At 39.9% G+C, this 24,339-nt stretch carries 19 protein-coding genes; 6 read left to right on the top strand and 13 right to left on the bottom strand.

What is annotated here, in order from left to right:
- Positions 1 to 34: 34 nt before the first annotated feature.
- From LCY76_RS12255 to LCY76_RS12280, 6 genes are all read right to left on the bottom strand, one after another.
- Positions 35 to 808 carry an SDR family NAD(P)-dependent oxidoreductase gene (locus tag LCY76_RS12255; protein ID WP_248252875.1) on the bottom strand — a complete coding sequence of 258 codons (774 nt, stop codon included), beginning with the start codon at positions 806 to 808 and terminating at the stop codon, positions 35 to 37.
- Complete coding sequence (locus tag LCY76_RS12260; RefSeq protein WP_248252876.1) at positions 805 to 2,253, bottom strand: aldehyde dehydrogenase family protein; 1,449 nt, start codon at positions 2,251 to 2,253, stop codon at positions 805 to 807. The genes LCY76_RS12255 and LCY76_RS12260 overlap by 4 nt, the downstream gene beginning before the upstream one ends.
- A gap of 15 nt (positions 2,254 to 2,268) precedes the next feature.
- A complete protein-coding gene (locus LCY76_RS12265; protein ID WP_272885603.1) occupies positions 2,269 to 3,354 on the bottom strand; it encodes a tartrate dehydrogenase in 1,086 nt (361 codons plus the stop codon).
- A gap of 153 nt (positions 3,355 to 3,507) precedes the next feature.
- Positions 3,508 to 5,325 carry a sigma-54 interaction domain-containing protein gene (locus tag LCY76_RS12270; protein WP_248252877.1) on the bottom strand — a complete coding sequence of 606 codons (1,818 nt, stop codon included), beginning with the start codon at positions 5,323 to 5,325 and terminating at the stop codon, positions 3,508 to 3,510.
- Between the two features lie 259 nt (positions 5,326 to 5,584).
- On the bottom strand, positions 5,585 to 7,390 hold the full coding sequence (locus LCY76_RS12275) for an ABC transporter ATP-binding protein (protein ID WP_248252878.1): 1,806 nt from the start codon (positions 7,388 to 7,390) through the stop codon (positions 5,585 to 5,587).
- A gap of 2 nt (positions 7,391 to 7,392) precedes the next feature.
- Positions 7,393 to 9,150 carry an ABC transporter ATP-binding protein gene (locus LCY76_RS12280; RefSeq protein ID WP_248252879.1) on the bottom strand — a complete coding sequence of 586 codons (1,758 nt, stop codon included), beginning with the start codon at positions 9,148 to 9,150 and terminating at the stop codon, positions 7,393 to 7,395.
- A 329-nt stretch (positions 9,151 to 9,479) separates the two neighbouring features.
- Here LCY76_RS12280 and LCY76_RS12285 point away from each other — a divergent pair, with 329 nt between their 5' ends.
- On the top strand, positions 9,480 to 10,961 hold the full coding sequence (locus LCY76_RS12285) for a class I adenylate-forming enzyme family protein (RefSeq protein ID WP_248252880.1): 1,482 nt from the start codon (positions 9,480 to 9,482) through the stop codon (positions 10,959 to 10,961).
- A 3-nt stretch (positions 10,962 to 10,964) separates the two neighbouring features.
- Positions 10,965 to 12,695 carry an acyl-CoA dehydrogenase family protein gene (locus LCY76_RS12290; RefSeq protein ID WP_248252881.1) on the top strand — a complete coding sequence of 577 codons (1,731 nt, stop codon included), beginning with the start codon at positions 10,965 to 10,967 and terminating at the stop codon, positions 12,693 to 12,695.
- 585 nt (positions 12,696 to 13,280) lie between these two features.
- Here LCY76_RS12290 and LCY76_RS12295 read toward each other — a convergent pair.
- A complete protein-coding gene (locus LCY76_RS12295; RefSeq protein ID WP_248252882.1) occupies positions 13,281 to 13,463 on the bottom strand; it encodes a hypothetical protein in 183 nt (60 codons plus the stop codon).
- Between the two features lie 721 nt (positions 13,464 to 14,184).
- Here LCY76_RS12295 and LCY76_RS12300 point away from each other — a divergent pair.
- Both LCY76_RS12300 and LCY76_RS12305 read left to right on the top strand, forming a co-directional pair.
- Positions 14,185 to 14,841: a YdeI/OmpD-associated family protein gene (locus tag LCY76_RS12300; protein WP_248252883.1), complete on the top strand. Its 657-nt coding sequence runs from the start codon at positions 14,185 to 14,187 to the stop codon at positions 14,839 to 14,841.
- A 141-nt stretch (positions 14,842 to 14,982) separates the two neighbouring features.
- Positions 14,983 to 15,840, top strand: a complete 858-nt coding sequence (locus LCY76_RS12305) for a phosphatidylinositol-specific phospholipase C/glycerophosphodiester phosphodiesterase family protein (protein WP_248252884.1) — start codon at positions 14,983 to 14,985, stop codon at positions 15,838 to 15,840.
- Positions 15,841 to 16,396: 556 nt separating this feature from the next.
- On the opposite strand, the gene hepT is transcribed toward LCY76_RS12305, so the two are convergent.
- Positions 16,397 to 16,801, bottom strand: a complete 405-nt coding sequence (hepT, locus tag LCY76_RS12310) for a type VII toxin-antitoxin system HepT family RNase toxin (RefSeq protein WP_248252885.1) — start codon at positions 16,799 to 16,801, stop codon at positions 16,397 to 16,399.
- Positions 16,802 to 17,421: 620 nt separating this feature from the next.
- Here hepT and LCY76_RS12320 point away from each other — a divergent pair.
- Positions 17,422 to 17,574 (top strand): hypothetical protein, encoded by a 153-nt coding sequence (locus tag LCY76_RS12320; RefSeq protein WP_248252886.1) that lies wholly within the window; start codon positions 17,422 to 17,424, stop codon positions 17,572 to 17,574.
- Positions 17,575 to 17,656: 82 nt separating this feature from the next.
- The gene (locus tag LCY76_RS12325) at positions 17,657 to 18,097 is read left to right on the top strand and encodes an Hsp20/alpha crystallin family protein (protein ID WP_248252887.1); all 441 of its coding nucleotides are present in this window, start codon (positions 17,657 to 17,659) and stop codon (positions 18,095 to 18,097) included.
- Positions 18,098 to 18,291: 194 nt separating this feature from the next.
- Here LCY76_RS12325 and LCY76_RS12330 read toward each other — a convergent pair whose 3' ends face one another.
- From LCY76_RS12330 to LCY76_RS12350, 5 genes are all read right to left on the bottom strand, one after another.
- Entirely contained in the window at positions 18,292 to 18,837 is a 546-nt protein-coding gene (locus tag LCY76_RS12330) for a GNAT family N-acetyltransferase (RefSeq protein WP_248252888.1), read from the bottom strand.
- 81 nt (positions 18,838 to 18,918) lie between these two features.
- Positions 18,919 to 20,142 carry an epoxide hydrolase family protein gene (locus tag LCY76_RS12335; RefSeq protein ID WP_248252889.1) on the bottom strand — a complete coding sequence of 408 codons (1,224 nt, stop codon included), beginning with the start codon at positions 20,140 to 20,142 and terminating at the stop codon, positions 18,919 to 18,921.
- Between the two features lie 677 nt (positions 20,143 to 20,819).
- Positions 20,820 to 21,635 (bottom strand): alpha/beta fold hydrolase, encoded by an 816-nt coding sequence (locus LCY76_RS12340; protein ID WP_248252890.1) that lies wholly within the window; start codon positions 21,633 to 21,635, stop codon positions 20,820 to 20,822.
- 86 nt (positions 21,636 to 21,721) lie between these two features.
- Entirely contained in the window at positions 21,722 to 22,423 is a 702-nt protein-coding gene (locus tag LCY76_RS12345) for an alpha/beta fold hydrolase (protein ID WP_248252891.1), read from the bottom strand.
- Positions 22,424 to 22,529: 106 nt separating this feature from the next.
- Positions 22,530 to 23,117: a TetR/AcrR family transcriptional regulator gene (locus LCY76_RS12350; protein ID WP_248252892.1), complete on the bottom strand. Its 588-nt coding sequence runs from the start codon at positions 23,115 to 23,117 to the stop codon at positions 22,530 to 22,532.
- Positions 23,118 to 24,339 lie beyond the last annotated feature (1,222 nt).

Consider the following 24,339-nt stretch of genomic DNA (forward strand, 5'->3'; position numbering starts at 1 on the left):
TTCTCATTCTGATTTCTTAATACTTAAATTCAGACTAGATTCCCCGGCCTCCATCCACATTCATAATTTCACCAGTGACGGCTTTTGCTAGATCAGAAGCTAGATATAAAGCTGCCTCCGCAATATCCTCCGGTTGAATCAAAGTGCCCAGAGGGACGCTGTCGAGAAAAATTTTCTTTTTGTCTTCCTCAACCTTTTCCTCATCACCAGGTAAGAATTTTCCCAGCATAGGAGTTTCAGCTGGTCCTGGATTAATGGCGTTAACCCGGATTTTATAAGGGGCTAATTCAAGTGCCAGTGCCTTGGTTAACATGATCGCCGCCCCTTTCGATGCACAATAAGCGTTTAATCCAGGTCGGGCCCGTATTCCTGCAATGGAAGCGATATTAATTATCGATCCTTTTCTCATTTTTTTCATATGAGGAACAAGATGCCGCGTGGTTAAAAAAATCGATTTCGCATTTACGTTCATAATCTTATCCCATTCACTTATGCTCATTTCTTCAATGGGAGTGAAAAACTGAGGAACTCCCGCGCAATTTAGCAGGACGTCTAAATTTTTGTATTTATCGACGGCTTCCTTGATCAGGTATTGGACACTTTCATCATCTCCCACATCTGTCTGAACGACCAATACTTCTCCTGCTTGTCCTATTTCTTCGGCTGTAAGGTTAGCAGCGTCTCTGTTTAAGTCTGCTAACACGACCTTTGCTCCTTGGGCTGCAAACACCTTAGCTGCAGCCTTCCCCATACCCGAGCCTGCCCCAGTAATGATAGCTGTTTTTCCTTCTAGCAATCCGGCAGTCATAGATTCATCACCACCATACGTTCATCTGTCATTTCCTGAATGGCGTAATGCGGTCCTTCTTTTCCAATCCCGCTGTTTTTCACACCGCCATATGGCATTACATCATTACGATAAGTTGATACATCATTTATGATTACCCCGCCGTATTGCAAAACTTTAGCCGCTCTCATCGCCAGCTGTAAATCACGGGTGAAAATGCCAGCCTGCAACCCATACTCTGATTGATTGGCGCATAGGAATGCCTCTTCAATATCCTGATAAGGAATGATACAAACAATGGGAGCGAATACCTCCTTACATACCACCTTCATTTCAGGTTTCGTGTTGACGAGTACTGTTGGAAATAGTAAGGCGCCTTCCCTTTTTACAGGCAACAAGGATTTTGCTCCTTGTTCTATGGCTTCATTCACCCATTTCTCTGAACGAATGGCTTCTTTTTCACTGATCATCGGACCTACGTCTGTTTCTGCTATTTCTGGATCGCCCACTTTCAATTGTTGTACATAATGTAAATAACGCTCCGTAAAATCATTTAAGGAAGATTGATGAACATAAAGGCGCTGTACTGCTATACAAGCTTGTCCAGCGTTGTGAAAACTGCGGCTCGCCGTAAGTTTCGCAGCTAACTCTAAATCTGCATCACTATGAACAATGTTCGGGGAATTGTTGCCCAGTTCAAGAGCTACTGGCCTTAAACCGCTTCGTTCTTTGATATGCCTTCCGACTTCACCTGAACCAGTAAATGTATACATCGCAATGCGCTCATCTTCCAAGAGCCATTCCCCAACCTCACTGCCTGCACCGGTGACGATGTTTATATAGCCTTTCGGAAGACCTGCCTCCTCCAAAAGATCCACTAGCTGAAAAGTCGCCAGCGGGGTAGTGGTAGCAGGCTTAATTACAATGGTATTTCCAGCAGCAAGAGCGGGAGCAATTTTATGAACCCCTAACAGCAAAGGGTAATTGAATGGAGTAATAACTCCTATAACCCCTTTTGGGACACGGATGGTAAAGCCTAACCGGTTATCTGCCCCTTCCGTCGCCTGCAGCGGAATCATTTCTCCGGCGATTCTTTTGGCTTCTTCTGAGGACAAACGGATCGTGTTAATCGTACGATCAAGTTCTCCCGCCGCATCTTTTTGGGTCTTACCCACTTCTTTTACTAATGAGAGTTCAAAATCCTTGCGTCTCTCCTCCATTAAATCAGCTGCTTTTGAAAGAATAGCAGATCGCTGAAAGGCTGTTAATTTGTCGGTGTTAAAGTTTTTTTCAGCCGCAGACACTGCCTGATCCACATGATGCTTACTTGCTTTAGCAATGTTTGCAATCACCTCCCCTGTGTACTTATGATAAACAGGAATAGTTTGTTCGGTTTGAACGTGTTTTCCATCAATGTACAAATAGAGTTTTTTATCATTCAATAATGAAGTTTGTGTCTCGGTCATCCTTCATCCATCTCCTTAATTAAAATTCATACTCTTAAACGTCATTTGTTCATGAATGGCACTTCCAAATTCACTCGTCGTGTTTTTCCCGCCAAGATCTGGTGTTGATACCTTTCCTTCAAGGAGTACCTCTTCGATCGAGTCTACAATTAAGTCCGCAACTTCAGAAAAACCAAGATGCTCCATCATTAAGCTGATACTCCAGATTTGAGCTATGGGATTGGCTATCCCCTTTCCGGCGATGTCGGGCGCAGAACCATGAATCGGTTCAAACATTGAAGGGTACGTTTTTTCAGGGTTAATATTTCCTGAAGGGGCTAGTCCAAGGCCACCTACAATAGCTGCCCCAAGATCAGTTAAGATATCACCAAAAAGGTTACTTCCTACAACAACATCAAGTTCTTCAGGCCGTGTAATAAAATAGGCCGCCAGTGCATCAATATGATAAATATCAGTTCGTATAGATGGATGATTCCGGCTGACTTCCTTTACGATTTCATCCCAGAAAGGCATTGAGTGATTAATACCGTTCGATTTAGTAGCTGCGGTCAGCCGTTTTTTGGTTCTTTTCTCAGCCAGGGAGTAGGCATATTTGATCACTCGTTCTGTTCCATATCTCGTAAACACATTGTTTTGTACAGCAAGTTCAAAGGGAGTATTCTCGTGTATCCGCCCTCCCATGTTGGAGTATTCTCCCTCCGTATTTTCACGGACTACTACAAAATCCAAATCATCATGTGCTTTATAACGAAGAGGGCTGTCCAATCCTCTTAGAAGTTTAATTGGACGTAAATTGATATATTGCTGAAAAGTTCTCCGAATAGGCAAGATCAGCTCCCAAACGGATATGTGGTCAGGTACAGATGGAGCTCCTATCGCTCCAAGCAGTATGACATCGTAATCCCGCAAAATTTCCAAACCATTTTCAGGCATCATCTTTCCATGTTTTAAATAGTAATCACAATTCCAATCAAAGGCGTCGATAGAAAAATGAATCCCTCCGTGAAGTTCCTCAATCCTTTTTAATGTTTTTAACCCTTCTTCCATCACTTCAGGCCCAATTCCATCTCCAGGTATGGCGGCAATCGAAAAATGCTTCAAGTCATCACCTCATTTTGTTCTGTTAATGATAATTACTTTGCAAGTTTCATGCCAATTCTGTTAATTTTAAATTTTCTGAACTTAATAGGTAAAAAAATAGCATGCGAAGAGAATTTTTGTCGCGTTTTACAACAAACGTTTCAAAATAAAACATCATAATCGGTATTCTTTCATTTTCCTCCAAAGAGTTGATCGGTCAATCCCAAGAGCATTTGCTGCCTCTGCTTTGCTCTCATATTTTTGAAGTGCTCCTTGAATTAACTCTTTTTCATTCTCTTTTATTGTGATTCCACTGCTTTCTATTGTTCTTGCGTTGTTCTTCCTAAGCTTTGGGTAAAAAAAGGAAGCATCTTCACCCAAAATTTCTGTTCCTTTTTGCAGTAAAACAATTCGCTCCAAGACATTTCTTAATTCACGGATGTTACCCGGCCAGTGGTAATGCTGCAAAACAGAAATAAAATCTTCTTCAACTTTTACTATTTGCTTACGATGCATTTCGTTGAATTGCTCAATAAAATGTCCGGTAAGTAAAGGGATATCCCCCAGTCTATATCGTAAAGGCGGCAATTCAAGAGAAAGTACATTTAACCTATAATATAAATCTGTCCTAAATTCCTTCTTGGTAATTCCTTCTTCAATATTTGAATTTGTGGCTGCAATAATTCGAACATTAACAGGAATCGTTCGTTGTCCACCAATTCTGCGGATAGACCGTTCCTGAAGAACACGTAAAAGGTGCGCCTGTATCTGCAAGGGCATTTCGCCAATTTCATCCAAAAAGAGGGTACCTCCATGTGCTAATTCGAAGAGTCCTTGTTTACCGCCTTTTCTCGCACCTGAAAAACTTCCTTCTTCATAGCCAAACAATTCACTCTCCAGGAGACTTTCAGGAAAGGCTGCACAATTAACAGCAACAAAAGGACCAATAGCACGGCTGCTTTCCAGATGGATCCCTTGAGCAAATAATTCCTTACCTGTTCCAGACTCTCCTGTAATTAGAACCGTTGCATCCGTTTTCGAAAAGATCTTTGCTTGTTCTTTGGCTTCTCGGATCTCTTTTTCCTCTCCAATAATATCCTCGAGTCTATATTTAGCTTCTAATCCGTTATCATGCAACTTTTTCCTTAGTTTCATTTCCAGCCTTTGCAGGTCAGTGATTTCCTTAAAATTAGATACAGCTCCTACCACAGTATGGTTAAGAATGACCGGAAAACGATTAATAATAATTTGCCGATTGAGAATCTTAGCAACATCCCCTATTTCTTTCCTTCCAGTCTGAAGCACTCTAAGCATATCCGAGTGCGGAATAAATTCCGTTATGTACTTTCCAACGACTTCACCTTCAAGTCCTAAATACTTTTTTGCATTTTCATTGGTTAGAGTTATTTTCCCTTGGCGGTCTACCGCTATTAATCCATCATGAGCAGAATCGGCGATGGCTTGTACCTGGTATTTTTCTTTAAACATCTCTCTGGTGACACCCAAGAGATTTATTGCCTGTCTTATAGAGGAAAATACGGTATCCATTGATGGTTGAACATAATATAGGTTCTCTTTTGTTTGTTGGGCAATGGGCAGATGACTTTCCCAAGAAGGAATTAGGAAAGATGTGTTTATCTTTGCATTTCCAAAATCGATGTTGTCTTTGCTGCAAATTTCAAATGTTTTATTGTAAATCATTTGATTCTCATGATCCAGCCATTTTTTTTCATCATTTGATACGATAATGAGTGGGTTTTTTCCAAGAAGATTGTGCTCGTCTATCGTTTTTTTAAAATCACTTAAGTGCAAGGACAAGGGGACAATGGGAATCGAAAATGATTCAACCTCGCTTAAATAGATGGAAGGGGTAATAAGGACAAATGGATTCATAATATGATCTATGACTGTTTTTCTTGAATGAAATGAGGATGTTTGAATGCCACTCTTTATTAATATGTGAGTAATGAATTCCTCCAGCTCTTTATCCACTTTGTATAAAGCAATCATTGATCAACCTCTTTTCTTATAGGTTAAAATAAAAAAGGAGCACTTATCATTTTGCTAATTAATTTTAAATCTAGTGTAACATAGTTATTTTTCAACTTATCTATTTAATAATACGTTTTCTATCGTTTTACATGGTAGCTAAAAATGACTAACTAAAAATAATATAAAAAGCCTTTCTCTGACGTTACAGAAAAAGGCTTTTTATATACTCTTTTGCAAAGGCTTTAATAGCCACATAGATCTACCCAACTTCAAGTCTTTTAAACTGTGAGAGGACCAGCCGGTAATATTCCTTCTCGAGCTCCATCAGCTCCTCGTGGCTGCCTTGTTCTATAATGTTTCCGTGATCGAGTACGATGATGCTATCGGCCTCACGAATGGTGGAAAGCCGGTGGGCAACAATAATGGCCGTTCTCCCTGCAAGAAGGGTCTTCAGCGCTTTTTGTATATTGACTTCGGTTACTGTATCAATACTCGCGGTTGCCTCATCTAGAATAAGGATGCGCGGATTTGCGAGCAAGGCACGCGCAAAGGATAATAACTGCCGCTCTCCAACAGACAGGACATTCCCCCGCTCTTCTACCTCCGTATGGTAGCCATCCTTCAATTTGTTAATAAAGAGGTTCGCACCGACGGCTTCTGCTGCTCTTTGAACCTCTTCATCGCTCGCTCCCGGCCGGCCAAATCGAATGTTCTCCATGATGGTACCAGAGAAGATGAACGTGTCCTGCAGTACAATACTTACCTGTTGGCGAAGGCTTTCAAGCTTTAAATGTTTAATAGGGATATCATCGATTTCAACGGACCCTGAAGTAGCGTCATAGAATCGGCAGATCAGGTTGGCAATGGTTGATTTTCCTGAGCCCGTATGGCCGACGAACGCAACCGTTTCACCTGCTTTAATATTCAGGTCAATACCGTTCAGTGCCTTCCGCTTGCCATCGTAAGAGAACTCCACTTCCTTAAATACCACTTTCCCCCGGACGTCATCCGGTTCCACTGGATTCGTAATTTCTGCCACATTCGGTCTTTCATCCAAGAATTCAAAAATACGTTCTGAAGACGCCATACCTACGAGCAGCTGATTGTACACTTGGCCAAGTCTTGATATCGGCTCCCAGAACATGCCAAGGTAAAAGGCAAAAGAAACAAATACCCCCATTTCGAGAGAGCCTTGCTGGATTAAATGTGATCCATACCAGATTAGAATGACGGTCCCAATGGCGTTCGATACGTCCACAAAGGGGCGGAACATGGCGTTTAGCCTTGTTGCCTGTTTCCAGCTCAGCAGGTTGTCGTTATTGATACCGTCAAAGAAGTTCATATTCTCCTGTTCCTGGGTATAGGACTGAGTCACCCTAATGCCTTGAATACTCTCATTCAGATGAGAGTTAATCTTTGCCTGCCGTGCACGGACCACCTGCCAGGAACGGCGGATCCGGCGGCGTATGCTCGTTGAGATGACAAACATAAGCGGGACAACCACCATAATAGCCAGTGCAAGCGGCGGGCTGTAGACAAACATAAGAACTATGATCCCGACAAGCAAAATTAAATCCATCAGGACATTGATGACGCCGTTCGTAAACAAGTCCTGAAGTGAATTTACATCATTGATCACACGCACCAGTATGGAACCTGCTGACCGCTGATCAAAGAAACGGTGCGAGAGCTGCTGGATATGCTTAAACAAGTGCTGTCGGATGTCACAGATGACGAGCTGCCCCAGTTCATTCATCCACCTGATCCGGTACGTGTTGGCAACCCACGAAACAATGTACATGACAGCAATGGACGTGATCAGCTCAATGAGCAATGGGGTGTTTTTATTTTTGATCGCATGGTCGAAAGTCAGGACTCCAATAAAAATAGGGACGACGAGCCGGATTCCTGTCGTTAGCAGCATAGCGATGACCGCTTTTGGCAGCAGTGATTTTCTATATGGGCTCATATATTCGAACAGCCGGGTCATGAGCCCCCAATTAAACGGCTTATCGATGGGCGGTTCGCTGGAATAAAAGAATCGTTCTTTTTTTCGTTTTACCATGATCAATACCCCGCTGACACTCGTTTGGCTTGGAGTGCTTCCCTGTCCTTGTATTGAAATTCATACGTACGTTTATACATTCCTTCTTGCTCGAGTAACTGCTCATGAGTTCCTCTTGCTGCAATTCTTCCGTTCTCAAGCACTAAAATTTCATCTGCATGCTTCAAGGAAGAGATGCGGTGAGCGATGATAAATGTCGTTCGGTCCTTCATAACTTCTTGGAAAGCCTGCTGAATCTTAAATTCGGTTTCCATATCAACGGCGCTCGTTGCATCATCTAGCAGGAGGATGCTCGGATTAACAAGAAGCGCTCTCGCGATGGAAATTCGCTGTTTTTGGCCACCGGAAAGGCCAAGGCCGCGTTCTCCAAGCTGCGTTTCATACCGCTGTGGAAGCTCCATAATAAAATCATGCGCCTGTGCCTGTTTTGCCGCTGCGATAATGCGGTCCATTTCAGCATTTGGGTCACCGTATGAGATGTTATCTTTGATGGTTGAGGAGAATAAAAAAGATTCTTGAAAAACAACGCCAATATGCTGACGAAGTTTAATCGGATCAAAGGTGGAAATCGGTTTACCGTCAATTAGGATCTCGCCGGCTTGAGATTCGTAAAATCTGGAAATGAGCTGGGTGAGTGTTGTCTTGCCGGAACCAGTCGCTCCCATCAGCCCAATAATCTGACCCTTCTTCACATGAAATGAAATTTCTTCAAGTGGGGGATCCTCCTCTGCTCCGTATCGATGCGTAACCCCTTTGAATTCGATATCTCCTTCGATGCTTTCAATCGCTTCTGATTGATGATTGAGCTCTCCAGGTTGATCCAGGAGTTCTACTAATCGTTCACCGGACGCTTTGGATTGTGAAAAGGTATTAATGATAAATCCCAACCCCATAATGGGTCCGATGATGTACCAGACCAAACTAAAAAAAGCAACGAGTTCCCCAGGCATTAGCTTCCCTTGAATGACAAGATAGCCTCCATACGATAAAAGAAAGACGACACAAAGATTGCCGATCAGCTCCATGAGCGGAAAGTATTTTGCCCAGATGCCAGCCGTAAATATTTGTTTATCCTTATAGTTTTTGTTGGAAGACATAAACTTGCCAATCTCGAAATCTTCTCTGGATAGTGACTTTACCGTCTGCATCCCGCTGACATTTTCCTGGACCTTGGTATTCAAGTCCCCCATTGACTTACGTATAGCTTGAAATGCAGGGTGAACCGCTTTATCAAATCGGTAGACGACAATACCTAAAAACGGAAGTACACCTAACGTAACAAAAGCAAGCGGGACGGAGTAATAGAACATTACCATTAAGCTGAAACCAATGAGAAAAACAAAGTTGATCAATTGTGCAAATCCGAAAGAAAGGAAAAAACGAAATCCTTCGACATCCGCAGTAAGCCGGGACATGAGGTCACCTGTTTTAGCGTTATCATAATAACCAAAGGGCAAAAACTGCAATTTTTCATACAATGCTTTACGCAGCCTGTATACCGCACTGACTCCGAATAGATCGCCGAGATACTGATTAATAAAGGTGAATCCGCCTTTAACAGTCATGAGAACAACAAAGGCTAGAGCAAGCAGTGGAACCTTATCATATTTCCCTTTTAAAATAACATCATCTATCGTATATTGAAGCACCATGGGATAGATTACTGTCATGCCCGTTAGGATAATAAGGGTTACGACTGACCAGAGAAAGTACCTTTTATACGGCCAATAAAATGCTTTCAATTTCCGGAATGTTTCCACACTCTCACCTGCCACTTTTTTATAAATTTTGAAAAGAACCACAATATAGATATTATAATGCGGCTCCAAATAAATAACTAATAATTGGTATTTAATCCAAAATTCCTAGCATTTCCTTGCTCTTTGGTTCGGTTTCGCTTACTGCTGTATAGGATTTTACTGTGACAAGTCGTGGTTTCCTTTGTTCATTTAAACATGTGACTTATGAAGCATTTTTGTACATTCATGAAAAACCCCTCATTTGCAGGAATCACATAGGAAGACGTCAAACAGTTAACTAACACCCTGGAAAAGACGATGTTAAATTTCTAGTAAAGGTGGCCGTCAAGATGACCATTCACGGGTTCTTGGAACGAAACGCCCGGAAGTTCCCAACGAAAGAAGCATTTATTTCTGGTACAGCACGATTGACATACAGCGATATGAATGCCAAAGCCAATCAGCTTGCCCGACTACTGATTGAAAACGGCGTCAGGAAGAACGAACGAATGGCGATCATGTCGCGAAACAATGAGCATTTCTTCTATGCGTATTTTGCTTTATTAAAAGCGGGAGCCATTCCTGTTCCTCTCAACACACGGCTCAAGTCGACCGAGGTCCATTCTATTTTAGAAAGGATGGATTGCAGAGGAATCCTTTATGAGCAATCTTTTCAGTCATGCGTTTCACAGGAGGCTATAGTTTTTCCACTTCTGGCGGTTTCCTTGGAACATGCCGTTAACCAATCCCTCCCCTTCTCATCCGATAATCTGAACTTCTCGATTGATACGAACGAGATTTGTGAGATCATGCTCACTTCAGGAACGACGGGTCTTCCAAAAGGAGTGATGCTCACTCATGCCCAGGTTGCCTCTGTTGCCATGGCGATCGCAGTAGAATTCCATTTAACTCACCTGGACCGTATACTCTCTCAGATGCCTCTTTCCCATTCTGCTCCACTAAATTGTTTTTTCATGGGCGGGCTTTATTGCGGTGCTTCTCATGTTCTTGGAGATTTCACACCTCAGAATTTTCTCCAAAGGATCCATCAAGAAAAAACGACTTTCACCTTTGCCTCTCCTATCGCTTATTTGCTTGCAGCCAAAGAACCTTCCCTATCGAATTATGATCTATCCAGCATGCGGGTATTCGCCTATGGCGGCGGAGCCATGCCGCTTGCTTCCTATCATTTTGTGACAAAAGCCTTTCATAACAAAAACTTTTATCAGGTATACGGCTTGACGGAGGCCGGGCCGAATGGATCTCTTTTGCGGCCCGAGGAACATGAACAGAAACCAGGAAGTATTGGAAAAACGGCGGTTGTCAACATGGAGATCAAAGTCATCAATGAGGATGGAACGGAAACGGCTCCTGGAGAATACGGAGAAATTATTTTAGCGGGTGACAGTGTCATGTCCGGCTATTTCAACAACGAAATCGCAACAGAAGAAATTTTTCGTGACGGGTGGATTTATACCGGGGACATCGCGTATCGCGACGAGGATGGTTATCTGTTCATTGTTGATCGTAAAAAGGACATGATCATTCCAGGCGGAGTCAATGTGTATCCTCGGGAGATTGAAGAAACACTGACGAAGCATCCAGATGTTCTTCAGGCCTGTGTAGTAGGAGTTCAAGATCAGGAGTGGGGTGAAACGATTAAAGCTGTCATTGTAAGAAAAGAAGACTCGGTGCTGTCAGAAACCGATCTAAAAAACTTTGTGTCTGGCCATCTTGCTGCCTACAAGTGTCCCCGTGTCTATAGTTTTGTAGCGGAGCTGCCATACAATGCGAACGGTAAAATAGTAAAACAGCTTGTAAAGGAGATGTGACAGGTGAAAAACAGTGTAAAGAACATCAGCCAAATCGACTATACGATATGGAATCAAGGAAACGAAGCCAATTGGTATAATGACGATCCGATTCTCGTCCGCTATGCCAAACGTTACCTGTCAGCTCCTATGTATAAATATGTTGAATCCTCCTTTCAAAAAACCGGGATGCTTGCTTCTGGCCCTATCGATCAGCGGGCTGTACATACCGATCGTGAGGGAGCACCGAAATTAATCCGGTATAACCGTAAAGGTGAAGAAATTAATAACGTTTGGTATAACGAGGGATATTTGCAAACGGTAAAAGACGGTTATGGAACAGGCGTCGTATCCTATCGCTATGATGAGAACGCCCCTGAAAAGGTTCCTTTTATGGTCAACTCCATTCTGCTTTTTTTACTGTGCCAGGCTGAAAATGGCTTCACTTGTCCTGTGGGACTTTCACAGTCCGTTGCTTTCGTTCTTGAAAAATTCGGATCCACTCAGCAAAAGAACGATTACCTTACCCGTCTTGCATCCACTGATCCAGATTTCCACGAACAAGGGGCGACCTTTCTGACAGAGATCCAAGGGGGCTCGGATGTGGGAGCGACCGAAACCGTCGCTGTTAAAGAAGGCGATCACTACCTCCTAACGGGAGAAAAATGGTTCGCTAGCAATTGCGATGCTGAAATTGCCATTGCCCTCGCCCGAGTCAGTACAAAGCCATCAACAAGAGGACTCGGCCTTTTTATCGTGCCAAGGACCTTGGCAGATGGCACAAAAAACAAAGTTTCGATAAGAAGATTGAAGGATAAACTTGGAGTTCGGGCTGTCGCCAGTGGTGAACTCATTTTAAACGAAGCGGTAGGTTATCTCATTGGTGAAGAAGAGAACGGCTTTAAATACATGGCAGAAGCCCTGAATGTTTCAAGGCTCGGCACCTCTCTTGCAGGTCTTGCCGTTGCAAGAAGAGCACTTCTGGAAGCGGCCGTCTATACATGCCAGCGTAATGCATTCGGGGCAGCAGTTATCTCTTATCCCATGGTACAGGAATCATTGACAAACATGATGACTGAAATTGAAGCAGCATGGTCAATCTCCGCTCAGATGATTTGTTTATTCGACCGTGTGCATACCTACAATGAAGGAACTCCTGAAAGTACCTCTCTCCTCAGGATTCTTCTTTCACTAGCCAAATACCGGTGCAGCGAGCTGGGTGTATCCGCTGCCAAAGAGGCGCTTGAACTGCATGGAGGCAATGGATACATTGAAGAATATGTTACCCCTCGCCTTCTACGGGATGCAATTGTTAATCCGGTTTGGGAAGGAACCGCAAACATCCAGTCGCTCGAAGTATTAAAAACACTTCAGAAGGGCGGAACAGTATCATTTATGGAAGACTTGTATCAAACCATGGATCAAATCAAAAATTCAGAACTTCTTCAGCGGCGAAACCAAATAAAGATGGAAGTTCAACGGGTGGAAGAACTGATTGAGCATGTATTAAAACTAGATGCCCGTCAACAGAGCGCTCTCGCAAAGAAATTGGCTGATTTTATGTATGATGTGTATACAGCCGTCCATCTCCTGGAGGAAGCGCAATATGATCTTCAAAATACGGGAGACAACAGAAGAATGATCATCGCTGAACACTGGTACAGAATGAGATTTGATGGTTCACCTGATCGTGGAATTCTTTTGGGTCCTGCCATTACAGAAGAGATATTTGAGAAGATCGTTTGCTTTCACTAAAAAATTAAGGATAAAGGAGCGGGGATATCCCCGCTTTTTTTATGCAAAAAAAGAACCGAATCCTATAGATCCGGCTGCTCAATGAGGGTATTTCATTAGGGGGTGTTTCAAGAGATTGTTAAATCCCAACGATTATACTCCCTATCTTACCACATCGCTTTAATAAGTAAATGCTTTTATGCATTAAATTATTAAATTTTTTATTCTTGTCTTTTCTTCGCCAAGAATGAAAGAGTGCGAACTCTTTCATCCTTTAACGAAAAAGGTCCCCAAGCTAAGATCCCTAGATAGACTGGAAGGTTTCTAGCAAACATACTTGCAATCACAACCTTGATTTATCCAATTTTCTCCGCCTTGTACATATTAAATAATCTTTTTCTATAAGTATCCTACTTTGCCAGGTATTGGATAAACAAAATTCTTTACTCATGTCTCTGAATTACTGATGAATATCACTGTTTTTTAATAAGAATTCTATATGAGGACAGGACAAGGTACTATAAATGTAATTAGAGACAATTGGAGTTATAAGAAATAATAAACCCTCAACCGGTCGTATCTTCTCCAAAGTTCTTCACCTAAACATTATATTTTAAGGCTTGATTCCATAAAGGGAGCGGTAGGAGCATATGCCATTGAATCCCTTGCCCCACCAGGATAGCTCTCAATCTTATCAACAAGGACAATGCCATTTGTAACTACAATGCCTGTGAGCATTAATAAACCTACCAAGGCTGCTAGATTCCATTCCAATCGAAAGATAAACATAGCAGCCACTAATCCAGAATACAGACGAGGACGGATATCGGTGCTTTCCCCTGAACCGGTGAGGACAATTGCCCCGATACTATCATTAAGGGTGGTTTTCCTTAATACGGATACGGACTGGTATTATCAGTTTATAAAATCGGCAAACTACCGATCTTATAGTGATAGATATACCTATGCAACGTTTGATAAAGCAATACAGCAAAGCGGCGGTACGCTTTGCTGCGAACTTTTCCAACGGTTTGGCTACACCGACAGAATCAATAAAAGGTTGTTTTTGAGAATCGAGCAGTCTCGACAATTTCAAGAACTGAGGTTTCCTTGAACCCTTTCGATGAAAAAGATGAAGTGCAGCGTAAAGCATCATGTCCCGAGCTTTTGCCGAACAAGAAGCTCATCGTTTAGAAGGCAGCAAAACACATCAGCTATCTGAAGCTTTTCAATTTACCAGATCGATTTATGTGGCTCGTTCAGAGCTCTATCAAGTGCCCTATTCCGAAATGGATAGGTTTATTATTTTTAATTCCATAGATACTTTTTAATATAGATAGTAAAATCAAGTAAAAGGAATTTCTAAGAGAAAAGGATATTAATTTTTAAATTCACATATAAATCGTTCTAGACCTGGTACCCTCTCTCCCTTGCATTTTTATCTTGAAACTATAAAACTATAATTTATTAAATTCTACTGGTTTAATTTTAAATACATAAGGAGCATAATATGACGATTTTTGATAAACTAAAACTTAAAAAATATCAAAAGATGGCCGTTGTCAATCAACCAAGTGAGTATCATATCTTTACAGATGAACCGACTACTGTTTCTAAAGATCATGATGCGATTTTTATTTTTGTGGAAGCATTGGATGAGATGGTGATGCATATTCAATCCATTGTGAAAAATGAGCAGCTTTTGCTAGAGAACGGATATCTCTTTATTGCGTATCCGAAAAAAGGAAATAAACGATTTAAAACCTTTATCCATAGAGATGAAATGTTTCCTGCATTGAATGTGGGAGAGGATGGATATGTTGGCGATAGTGATATCAAATTTGCGCGCATGGTGAGTATGGATGATGTTTTTACTGTTGTTGGGTTAAAACGCGAGAAAAAGAAAATCAATAAATCTTCTTTAGCAGCAAGCCAGTGTGTTGCGGATTATGAAGATCATATCAAAGACGTTGAACGGTTACTAGCTAACCATCCAAATGAAAATATATTCTATCAAAAGTTAACACCAGGCTATCAAAAAGACTGGGCACGATATATTTACTCAGCTAAACAACAGCAGACACGCGATAAGCGTTATCTGCAGATGGTGGATATTCTTTCGCAAGGATATAAATCGATGGACTTATTCCGCCAGAAAAAGAAATAATCAACTGTAACATTTCCTGTAACCAATCTTTATTATTTGTTAAGTTTCAGTTGATTTCGTTTTTTCATCAAAATTATGAGATAGAATGGTAGTGAAATTAAGTGGGGAGGAAAAATAATTATGAAAAAATTGAGATTAATGATGTCTCTAGCCGTTACAGCTGTTACGATGTCCATTTCAACAATATCAGTTTTCGCAGAACCTGAGCCAAATGATTCAAATACTGTACCGCTTGCTAGAGCCCATGCGCACAACGACTATGAACATGAAAGACCGCTTTACGACGCACTCGACCATGGCTTTACTAGTGTTGAAGCTGATGTGTGGCTGGAAGATGGAAAATTGCTTGTTGCCCATGATGAGGTTGATGTAAAACCAGATCGAACGTTAAAGTCTTTATATTTAGAACCACTTAAACGTAAAATTACCCAGAACCAAGGGTCGGTTTACAAAGATTCGGATCAGGATTTCTTGCTATGGATTGATGTTAAATCAGAAGATGTAGCCACTTATAAAAAAATTCACGAGCAGCTCGCTGACTATCAAAAGATGCTGACGAAATTTTCAAAAGTTGGAGTAGACCAAAGATCTGTAACCGTTATTATTTCAGGAAATCGCCCTAGAGAATTGATGGAGAACCAAGTTGTTCGTTATGCAGCTTATGATGGCAGAATGAGTGATTTGGAAACAAATGCTCTAAATGATTTCATGCCGGTAATCAGCGATAACTGGACGAAACAGTTTACATGGCAAGGTATTGGTGAAATGCCTTCAGAAGAACGAGAAAAGCTGAAGTATATCGTAAAAACTGCACACAACGACGGACAGATGGTCCGATTTTGGGCTACACCTGATCTCGCAGCTCCTAATCGTAAAGCTGTTTGGGATGAACTTATGAAGGCAGATGTAGACTTAATTAACACAGATGATCTTCCAGGACTACAGAAGTATCTACTCGAAAACGACCCAAATCCGACCCAACAGCATATAAAATGGTAAACAAATAAAAACACTTTCTAGAGTTTCGAGAAAGGCTTTTATCCAACAAGAGGATGCATCAGGCATCCTTTTTTAGTTTGTATCGCTATAAATACGAGGGATTTAATAGTTATTTTAACTAGTAAATCCTATACTGGAAGCCTTTTTTTAGAAAAATAAAAGGGTGGCATCTCTTGTTTAAGAAACGCCGCCTGGGCATACCCGTTATTTTTTTATCTGACTCACTTTGTTACTATACTTCTTATGCCACGTTTCCCATTCACCTTTTGGAAAGTCTATGTTATGACCATGAAGTAAGGTACATAACAAATCGAGGCATACATGCCATCCTGCCAAATCCTTCGAGGATGCTCCTGAAACTGCAATCGCAGATTTCGAAACTCGCTACCCTACCCAATTCGAATAAGTAAAATACATGTTTTAGTTCTACGTGTTCGATAAGCTAGTAACACATAATATAATTATGTAAACAAAGTTTCGTAAAAATTGAATTTTACGCATAGATTTCATTAAAAAAGAGTTTTGACATTGGCTAATACAAGAGAATCCTTAAACGTTAATAGTGAAGTATTTGTCTTGTAAACTCTTTAAAATCACCAAGGTGTTTCTCTACAATTTCTTTTAAGATCTCAATGTTTAAAGACTGATAATCGTGAACAGCTATGTTTCTAAAGCCCACCATCGCTTTTAATCGCTTGGCCAATTGTTCTTCAATGATTGCATGCTCTTGTAACATATCAAACGCGTCTCGACTTGATTGCGGAAGTCCCAGTCGTTTATCTGCGATTATATGCATCGCCAAGTCGATTGAGGCTTCACACGCTCGTTTCACATTAAGAACCATGGAGTCTTGCTTGGTAAAATCCTTAAGGTTTTGAGCGTCATCTTGATAAACCTGGTGTATCCTATTTATACAACGTTCAATTACACTGATCTTGTTTAGAATCACGTCATTTTTCATAAATTGACCCACTTTCATCAATTTTCTTTAGTATATTTTTTCGTTCTTCATTTAACTTAGCGTACATGCTTAACGCAGTCATTTGTAAATTCATAAATACGTTCTCATCTACACAATAAATTAACTGACCCGTTCAGTCAACGTATCCTTAAGTTCAGTTAAATACTTTTCATTGGTAACATTACTAATAGAGGTTACTAAATCCATGTGTATCCCTCTTCTCTTTTCTGTGCTTCACTAAATTAATTATAAGATTTGTTAATAAATGTATCGACAGTAAAGATAATATCTCATTATCTTTACTGTCTCTCCTGTCTTAAACTTTCATAAATAAAAATGGTTTAAATGAAAAAAATAAAGAAAAAATTTAAAAAACGGATCTAAATTGCAAAATAAGTAGAAATTATATAGATTTGGCCCTATATAGGGCTATTTAAATATTGAAACGGAAAATCCATTTTTTTATATTTTAAGTGTAAAATTCATCCCTTACATAAGGAGGCGATAAATATGGAGGTTTGTATTTATTGCAGCTTGGAATATTCCTTTCAAAGGGATAGTCCAACGTGGATATGTAAATAAGGAAGTTTCAATGATCAGATTTAAAGGAGGCATATACCTTGTCGAATAAATCAGATCGTAAACGTAGAAAAATTAGCCGTTTCCTTCAAAAGGAATTGAAAAAGGTGGGACATCGAATTAAAAAACAGCACCCCGTTGATTCGGAACAAATGGCCAAGAACGACCGCCTGAAATTAGAGACACACCATTGAATCCTTATTTCACCACATGGAAACACTTTAAAAACAAAGGAGCATAACTTTAATATTGATTTCTATTTGGAGGCGATGATTTATGTCTTTAATTCCATATGAATCATTTCGTAAGCTTGATAATATGAGAAAAGAATTAAATCGGTTTTTCCCTTTTGATATAGACTTTCCTCAGAACAATGATGTCTTGAAAATGGATGTATACGAAACAGACAATGAAGTAGTTGCAACCGTTGATATACCAGGAGTAGAAAAGAAAGAAGACCTGACCATTAAGATAGAGAATAATAATGTGCTTTCTATTAGTGGCATAATAAACAGGGCTAACGAAGTTAAGAACGACCATATGTACACACAGGAACGATTTACAGGTCGCTTTGAACGTTCCATTCGTTTGCCTACACCTGTTGCTGCTGAAAAAGAAGCAAAAGCCACCTACAAAAATGGAGTTCTTGAGATACGTATGCTAAAGTTACATGATCAAGAGAATGATCAAAAACAAATTGGTGTGGAGTTTCATTAAGAGTTTGAGGTATTAGTTAGACTTGCGTCTCTTTTGTCACATGGGTGTCTTCACAATAACAAATTAGGGAAGCCTGTTTTATGGCTTCCCTTAATTTCACTTCTTCTTTTTATCAGTGCTCATACAAGTATTTCTTCTTTCTCGCATTGCCGTCCTTCATACATTACAAAACCTAAAAAGTCATAATTTAACTGTTAATATAGGTAACCTAATAAATCTATATCTCCATATTCCCACTTTTTATTTCCAGTCTCTTTAATCATAAGTTCGTTAATAACTTCAAATCCGATACCTAACGTACTCTGCTTCTCATTATCTATTTTAAGCCATTTACATTTGTTTTCTACAGATCTATATCCATTTTTCAAATATAAGTTCTTATCATCTGCAAATAAAAGTAAGAAGTCTATTGATTTATTTTGACAGGATTTATCTATTTCAGAAAGTAACATAGAGCCTAACCCACGTGAGCGGTACCCTTTTATCACACATAAATCAATAATCCCTAGAACTTTAACTGGTTTGCCGTTCAGATTCATCACTCTATAATCTAGTCCTACTTGAGCAACCAGTTTATTAGCATTATCCTCATCAAACACTAAGTATCTAAAATGAGGCAATTGCTTAAAATACTCTCTTTCCTTTGGGTAATTGGTTTCAAAACACTCAAAGAGCAGCTCTTGGATCTCTTTTCTTAAAACATTATCAATTTCGTAATCAAATACTCTATTTATCTTCAAATTTCTTCTCCTGTGCTTCAATATAATTTAATCTGTAAATCTGTGCCTAACTACATCATACCTATCGAATGACACCAGAACTCATCGAAGTCCACGAAAAGTTCGACGTAAGTCCTCAACCCACTTATCTGGAATTTCCCATGGGATAAAGTGTCCACCAACTTCGTGAGCTGTAATGTTGACATGGTTATACCAGGGAGCACGATCACTGTCTAGAAAATCCTTTATGCGATTCTCAGTAGTAATACCAGGCGGGTTTTCATAGCCTACGAAAGTTATACCTGTGGGTGCCTCAATAACCGGCCAACGATTATGAGAAGGTGTCCATGGGTAACGATTATTATTCGCATAAACTCTTATCGATGTTTCAATAGTGTTGTTAACCCAAAAGATGGTTGCATGAGTAAGAAGGTCGTCCTTAGAAAAAACATTCTCAACGTTTCCGTTATTATTACTCCATTTGATCCATCTTTCCAAAATCCATGCAAGCATTCCAACTGGAGAGTCACTCAATCCAAAGGCAAGTGTGCTAGGGTCAAGAACATGTACGGCTAGATGGGATGCAAACCGACGATCCAGCTCCAAAATATTTTCTTTCTTTTCTTGAGAAATGTTGTCAGGAAGGATACGTCCTCTGGCAAAATTCCATGCATCATCCCCATTAAAAAAATTCAATTTAAGGGCAGATCCAATATGTATTGCGTAGAGATTATCACTATATTTGTGTCCCAATTGGCCAGTTATAAGCGCACCTACATCACATCCTCCTGCTGCATACCTATCATAGCCGAGAATATCAGTCATAAGGATATTCCAAAGATCGGCGATTTTCCAGTAATTCAAGTCTGGGTTGCTAGGAAGTGGTGAAGAAAAGCCGTATCCTGGGAGTGAAGGAACGATTACGTCAAATGCTTCAGCGGGATTACCTCCAAATACACCAGGGTCCGCAAGCGGGTCAATGACTTTGGACCAATGCCAAAAAGTCCATGGCCAACCATGGGATAGAATTAATGGGATTGGATTGGGGCCCTTGCCTGGTTTACGCATGAAGTGCACAGGAACTCCCTCCACATTTACTTTGTAGTGTTCGTAGGCATTAATTGCACTTTCAGATTTCCGCCAATCAAACTGGTTCATCCAATAGTCTACTAATTCCTCTAGATAGTTCCTACTAATGCCATAAAACCAGTCGTCATTACCATTATCAAGCGGCCACCTGGTATTCTTTAAGCGGTTTCGAAGATCAGATAGTAACTCATCCGATACATAGATTGGATGAGGTTCAAGAGCAAAAGAAACTGCCACTAAACATTCCTCCTTAAGCAAATAAATTTGATAAAAGGGATCATTTCTATTATCAAATGAACAAAACTTAATTATGAATCCTCTCCAGTTCGACTAGCCGTTTCAATTCTAGGATTGTGGATGTACTTGCGTGTTTTTCCTCCAAAGTAAGCCCATCAATAAAAGTTCGAGAGCCGAACTATTCGATCTAAACGATGTGATTTAATTACATTGTTGCCATGCAAGGTTCAGAAGGTCATTAGAAGTTCAACAAGTTATATATTCAATCTTTTCCTAATTGATTTAATAGTTGAATCCTAATTGTCCATTCGAATAGATTAATGATTATTGGGCATATCTTTAAATAAATGAATTAGGAGATTTAGTTGGTATAGCTTAGAATCCTGGAGGAGTTTGATGTTTAATTGGATATACAATCATATAATTAATTCATTTCCTTTTCTATTTCTCACCTTATCCATACCAGTTTTCATGGTAATTTTAATTCTATTATCATTATACAAAGACAACAGAAAAGAGAACTCTTAGGGTTCTCTCTTTGCTCTTTCACTATAATACAAGTTAGTCTTGACTGCTGTGTCATGTGAGTCACCATCTCAAAATACAAATGTGCTATACGTCTTATTTAACTTCCCCTTTCAGAACTCTGATTCACTAACGGAAATCCTACATATTCTCTAAATTTGTATATCGTTAATAAATGTTAGAATGTCCTTATTTATCCGGTCTGAATGTGTAATGTACAGTCCATGAGGAGCATCATTATACAAGGTAAACTTGCTTTTAGATAACAACATTGCTGACTTCTGACCTGAGATTTCTACCGGAATTGATCTATCTTTATCGCCGTGAATAATGAGTGTACGTACGTTGATAGAACGCATCTCCTCTCGGAAATCCGTTTCGATGATTTGCTTATTACACTCAATCACTGCTTTTAGCGATGTCTGCAACATATCCCACCGGGTCCATTCACCCATTGCAGTAGTTTTAGGACTGTCTAAGTAGGGCAACTCATTCTCAATCAACCAAGTCGGGAAATCTCGTTTCCATGTTTCTCTCACCCTGTCAGCAACTTCCTTAGGTATTCCATTTGGATTATCCTCTGTTTTCATTAAAAAAGGCACAATGGCAGCGATAAGTACAGCACGATCGATCCGGTCGCTGCCATGACGTGTTAGATATCGAATCACTTCACCACCACCCATAGAATGACATACAAGGGTGACATTTCGAAGATTCAAGTATTCAATCAATGCAGCAAGATCGTCCGCCAGAGTATCAAAGTCGTATCCTTTCCCTGGCTCGTCGGAACGCCCATGACCGCGCCTGTCATATGCTATACATCTTAAGCCCTGATTTGATAAAAAAATCCTCTGATAATCCCACATTCTAGAACTAAGTGACCATCCAGAAACAAAAACGACTGGATTCCCTGTACCCCACTCTTGGTAAAACAGTTGCACACCTTCTTTGTTTTCGAAAAATGGCATCGCTAATCCCTCGCTCAATTTACAGATTTTTTTCAAATTAAAAAAATCAAGACGATAATTATGAGATTATGACATAACCTTATATTTTATGGTTTCACACATGGATTAATATTGAGAAATTTTCTTACAGCAGTTAGAAAGGCAGGTAAATATTCATCGTGAACATAGTGCCCCGCACCTTCAACCATCACCAATTCGCAATCTGGGATTAGCTCAGAAACCTCTTGTAACTTGTTTTGAGAGGTTTTACTAGATCCACCACCAATAATAAGTGTGGGCACGCTAATGTCGGTAAGATGTGCCCACCACTCAGGTTCATTGTGCTGCCCGAGTATAGAGGGAATAACCAGCCAATCAAACGGTAAAGAATGAGAGGGCTTTGATGGGATTTCTTTTGGTTTTTCATCAGAAGGAGGAACAATATCTTCAATTATCAAACGTTCTAATCTTGACGGATAAGTTTCTGCGAATAGGTAGGATACTAATCCCCCCATGGAATGACCCATTAGTGTGAACTGTTCCAAATCCATGGCATTAGCAAAATGCAGCAAATCCTCGCACATGAGTTCAATGGTGTATGTATCAAACCTCGCACTCCCAGCGTGCCCGCGCTGATCTAATGCTAAGACACGGTATTTCTCTCCCAATACAGCTGCCGTCTTATCCCATGACTCTGAGCTTTCTCCTAAAGCGTGAAGTGCAATAAGCGTTGGTGTTGAAGGTTTTCCAGTCTCACGATATTGAAAAGTGGCTCCATTAATTTCAATTTCTTTTACCCTTGTCTCCATCGCATTCATCTCCCAGGGTGGATTTCATTTAGAGAACCACCTTATTTTAATTTCATATTTGCTCAATCCATTTAGGTCGTAATTATTTATTGTGGTCCAATTTCTCTTATGTGGAACAAAACTCGTGGATTATCTGTTTTTTTAATTCTTCTACCGGAAGTTTATGTGGATAGGTAGATATCATGAACATAATACCTTGAAGGACAGTTGAAAAATATAACGAACGGTTCCTTGGCTCCCTAACTCCCATCCTTTCAAACATTTCACATTGAAATTCAAACATTCTAGCGTTTTCTTTAATCAGGAGTTTACTGTATTTAATTAGCTCTTCGTCTGCCTCTGGCTGAGTTTGCAGATGCAGATAGAATCGATGAACTTCTGGATTTTCATGGATATTATCAATCGCACCTTCGATAATGTGCTTAAGTTGCTCACTGGGTGTCTCGAGAGCAGCAGCTCCTTCCATGACTTCAATCACTTCGTTAATTCTATGCTCGACCATTTCAGAAAGCAGTTCTTCTTTCCCTTTGTAGTAATTGTATAGTAACCCTTTAGAAATACCCGCTTGTTTAACTACCTCGTTAATAGTTGTTGCATAATACCCCTTTTTAGTAAATAACTCCATAGCAGCTGCACGTATCTTTTGTTTTGATAACTGACGAATACGTTCGTTCTCTTCAGGTGTACGTGGCATATCTAACAAACCTCCATAAAAGCTGTGCTTCGTCACTTTAGTGTTCAATGATGTAGATCAACACACACAATATAAATGCAATCCTTCTTACATAAGCATTAAAATCCTCTGTATTATTTTAATACAACAATCTCATATACCATTATTTAACTTTTTATAGATTTATTTTATTATTGAATGACCGGTTGGTCAATAATAATTTTAAAAATAATAAGTACCTACAGAAAAAGGTGCTTTTTGTGGATGAGATGAAGATTATATGAACAATTTGACTACATTAGTTTTCGTAAGGTTTTATTCTTGAAAATCACCTCATCGAACTTGTCTATTGGCAATGTATATAAAGAGTGCATTCCTAAAGGTAATAGAATTGTACTCACTTCTAAAATATAATCAACCAAAACCTGAAGAAATTCAAAGCACAGGTGTCGTGCTACAGGTAGCCCCTGATCCCCCTACAACTAATTACCGGAATAATTCACACAAATCTGCCCTCCACATTTAATAATAGCCTACGAACCGACTTATGTTTCGGTCTATTCACTTTTACCTCTCCTGCATTCGGAATAAGGCATTCTTATACACAACAGAGTTTAAAAAGTAAAAACTATACATTTCCAAACCTATGTCATTTGCATCATTGGAATCCATCTTCAGTTATTGCAGAGATGAAGTGGATCCCTCCCAATTGTAAAATTACAATGAAATATTTAATCTAATTACTGATATGATTTAATCAAATATTGTATTTTAAACTATACCCAATTTAAATTAACTTCAACTGTAGTTGGGTTAATCGCACTTTCCGCTCGTTAAAGAAAAAATCTAAAAACGCCTTCCACCAAGTATATTCAAGGGTTTGAGGCGTTTTAGTAGAAATGATTTAGTTTGGTTAATTAACATTTTACGCAAGATTTTATGAAGATAAGGGAATACTCTATTCCATTGCGCCATGTGGCAGGTCAATCTGATTAACGGTGAAATAGTAATGCATTCGATTGGTGAGGGAATGTACCTGAAGAAAACACATTTCATCTTCGACATCGATGACCGTATATTCAAGGGCTTCCGGATGAGATTTTCGAAAAGCCTTGGCTTCGTCAAAATCATCGAATTCCTTTTAGCCTTTTTTATTTAAGTAGAACTCTCCTTTTTGCAAAATAAAAAAGACCGGCGTATGCCAGTCTTATTTTTGTTTTTCTTTTTCTTCCAACTTTTGAAC

The organism is Fictibacillus marinisediminis (genome assembly GCF_023149135.1).
GTDB lineage: Bacteria > Bacillota > Bacilli > Bacillales > Fictibacillaceae > Fictibacillus_C > Fictibacillus_C marinisediminis.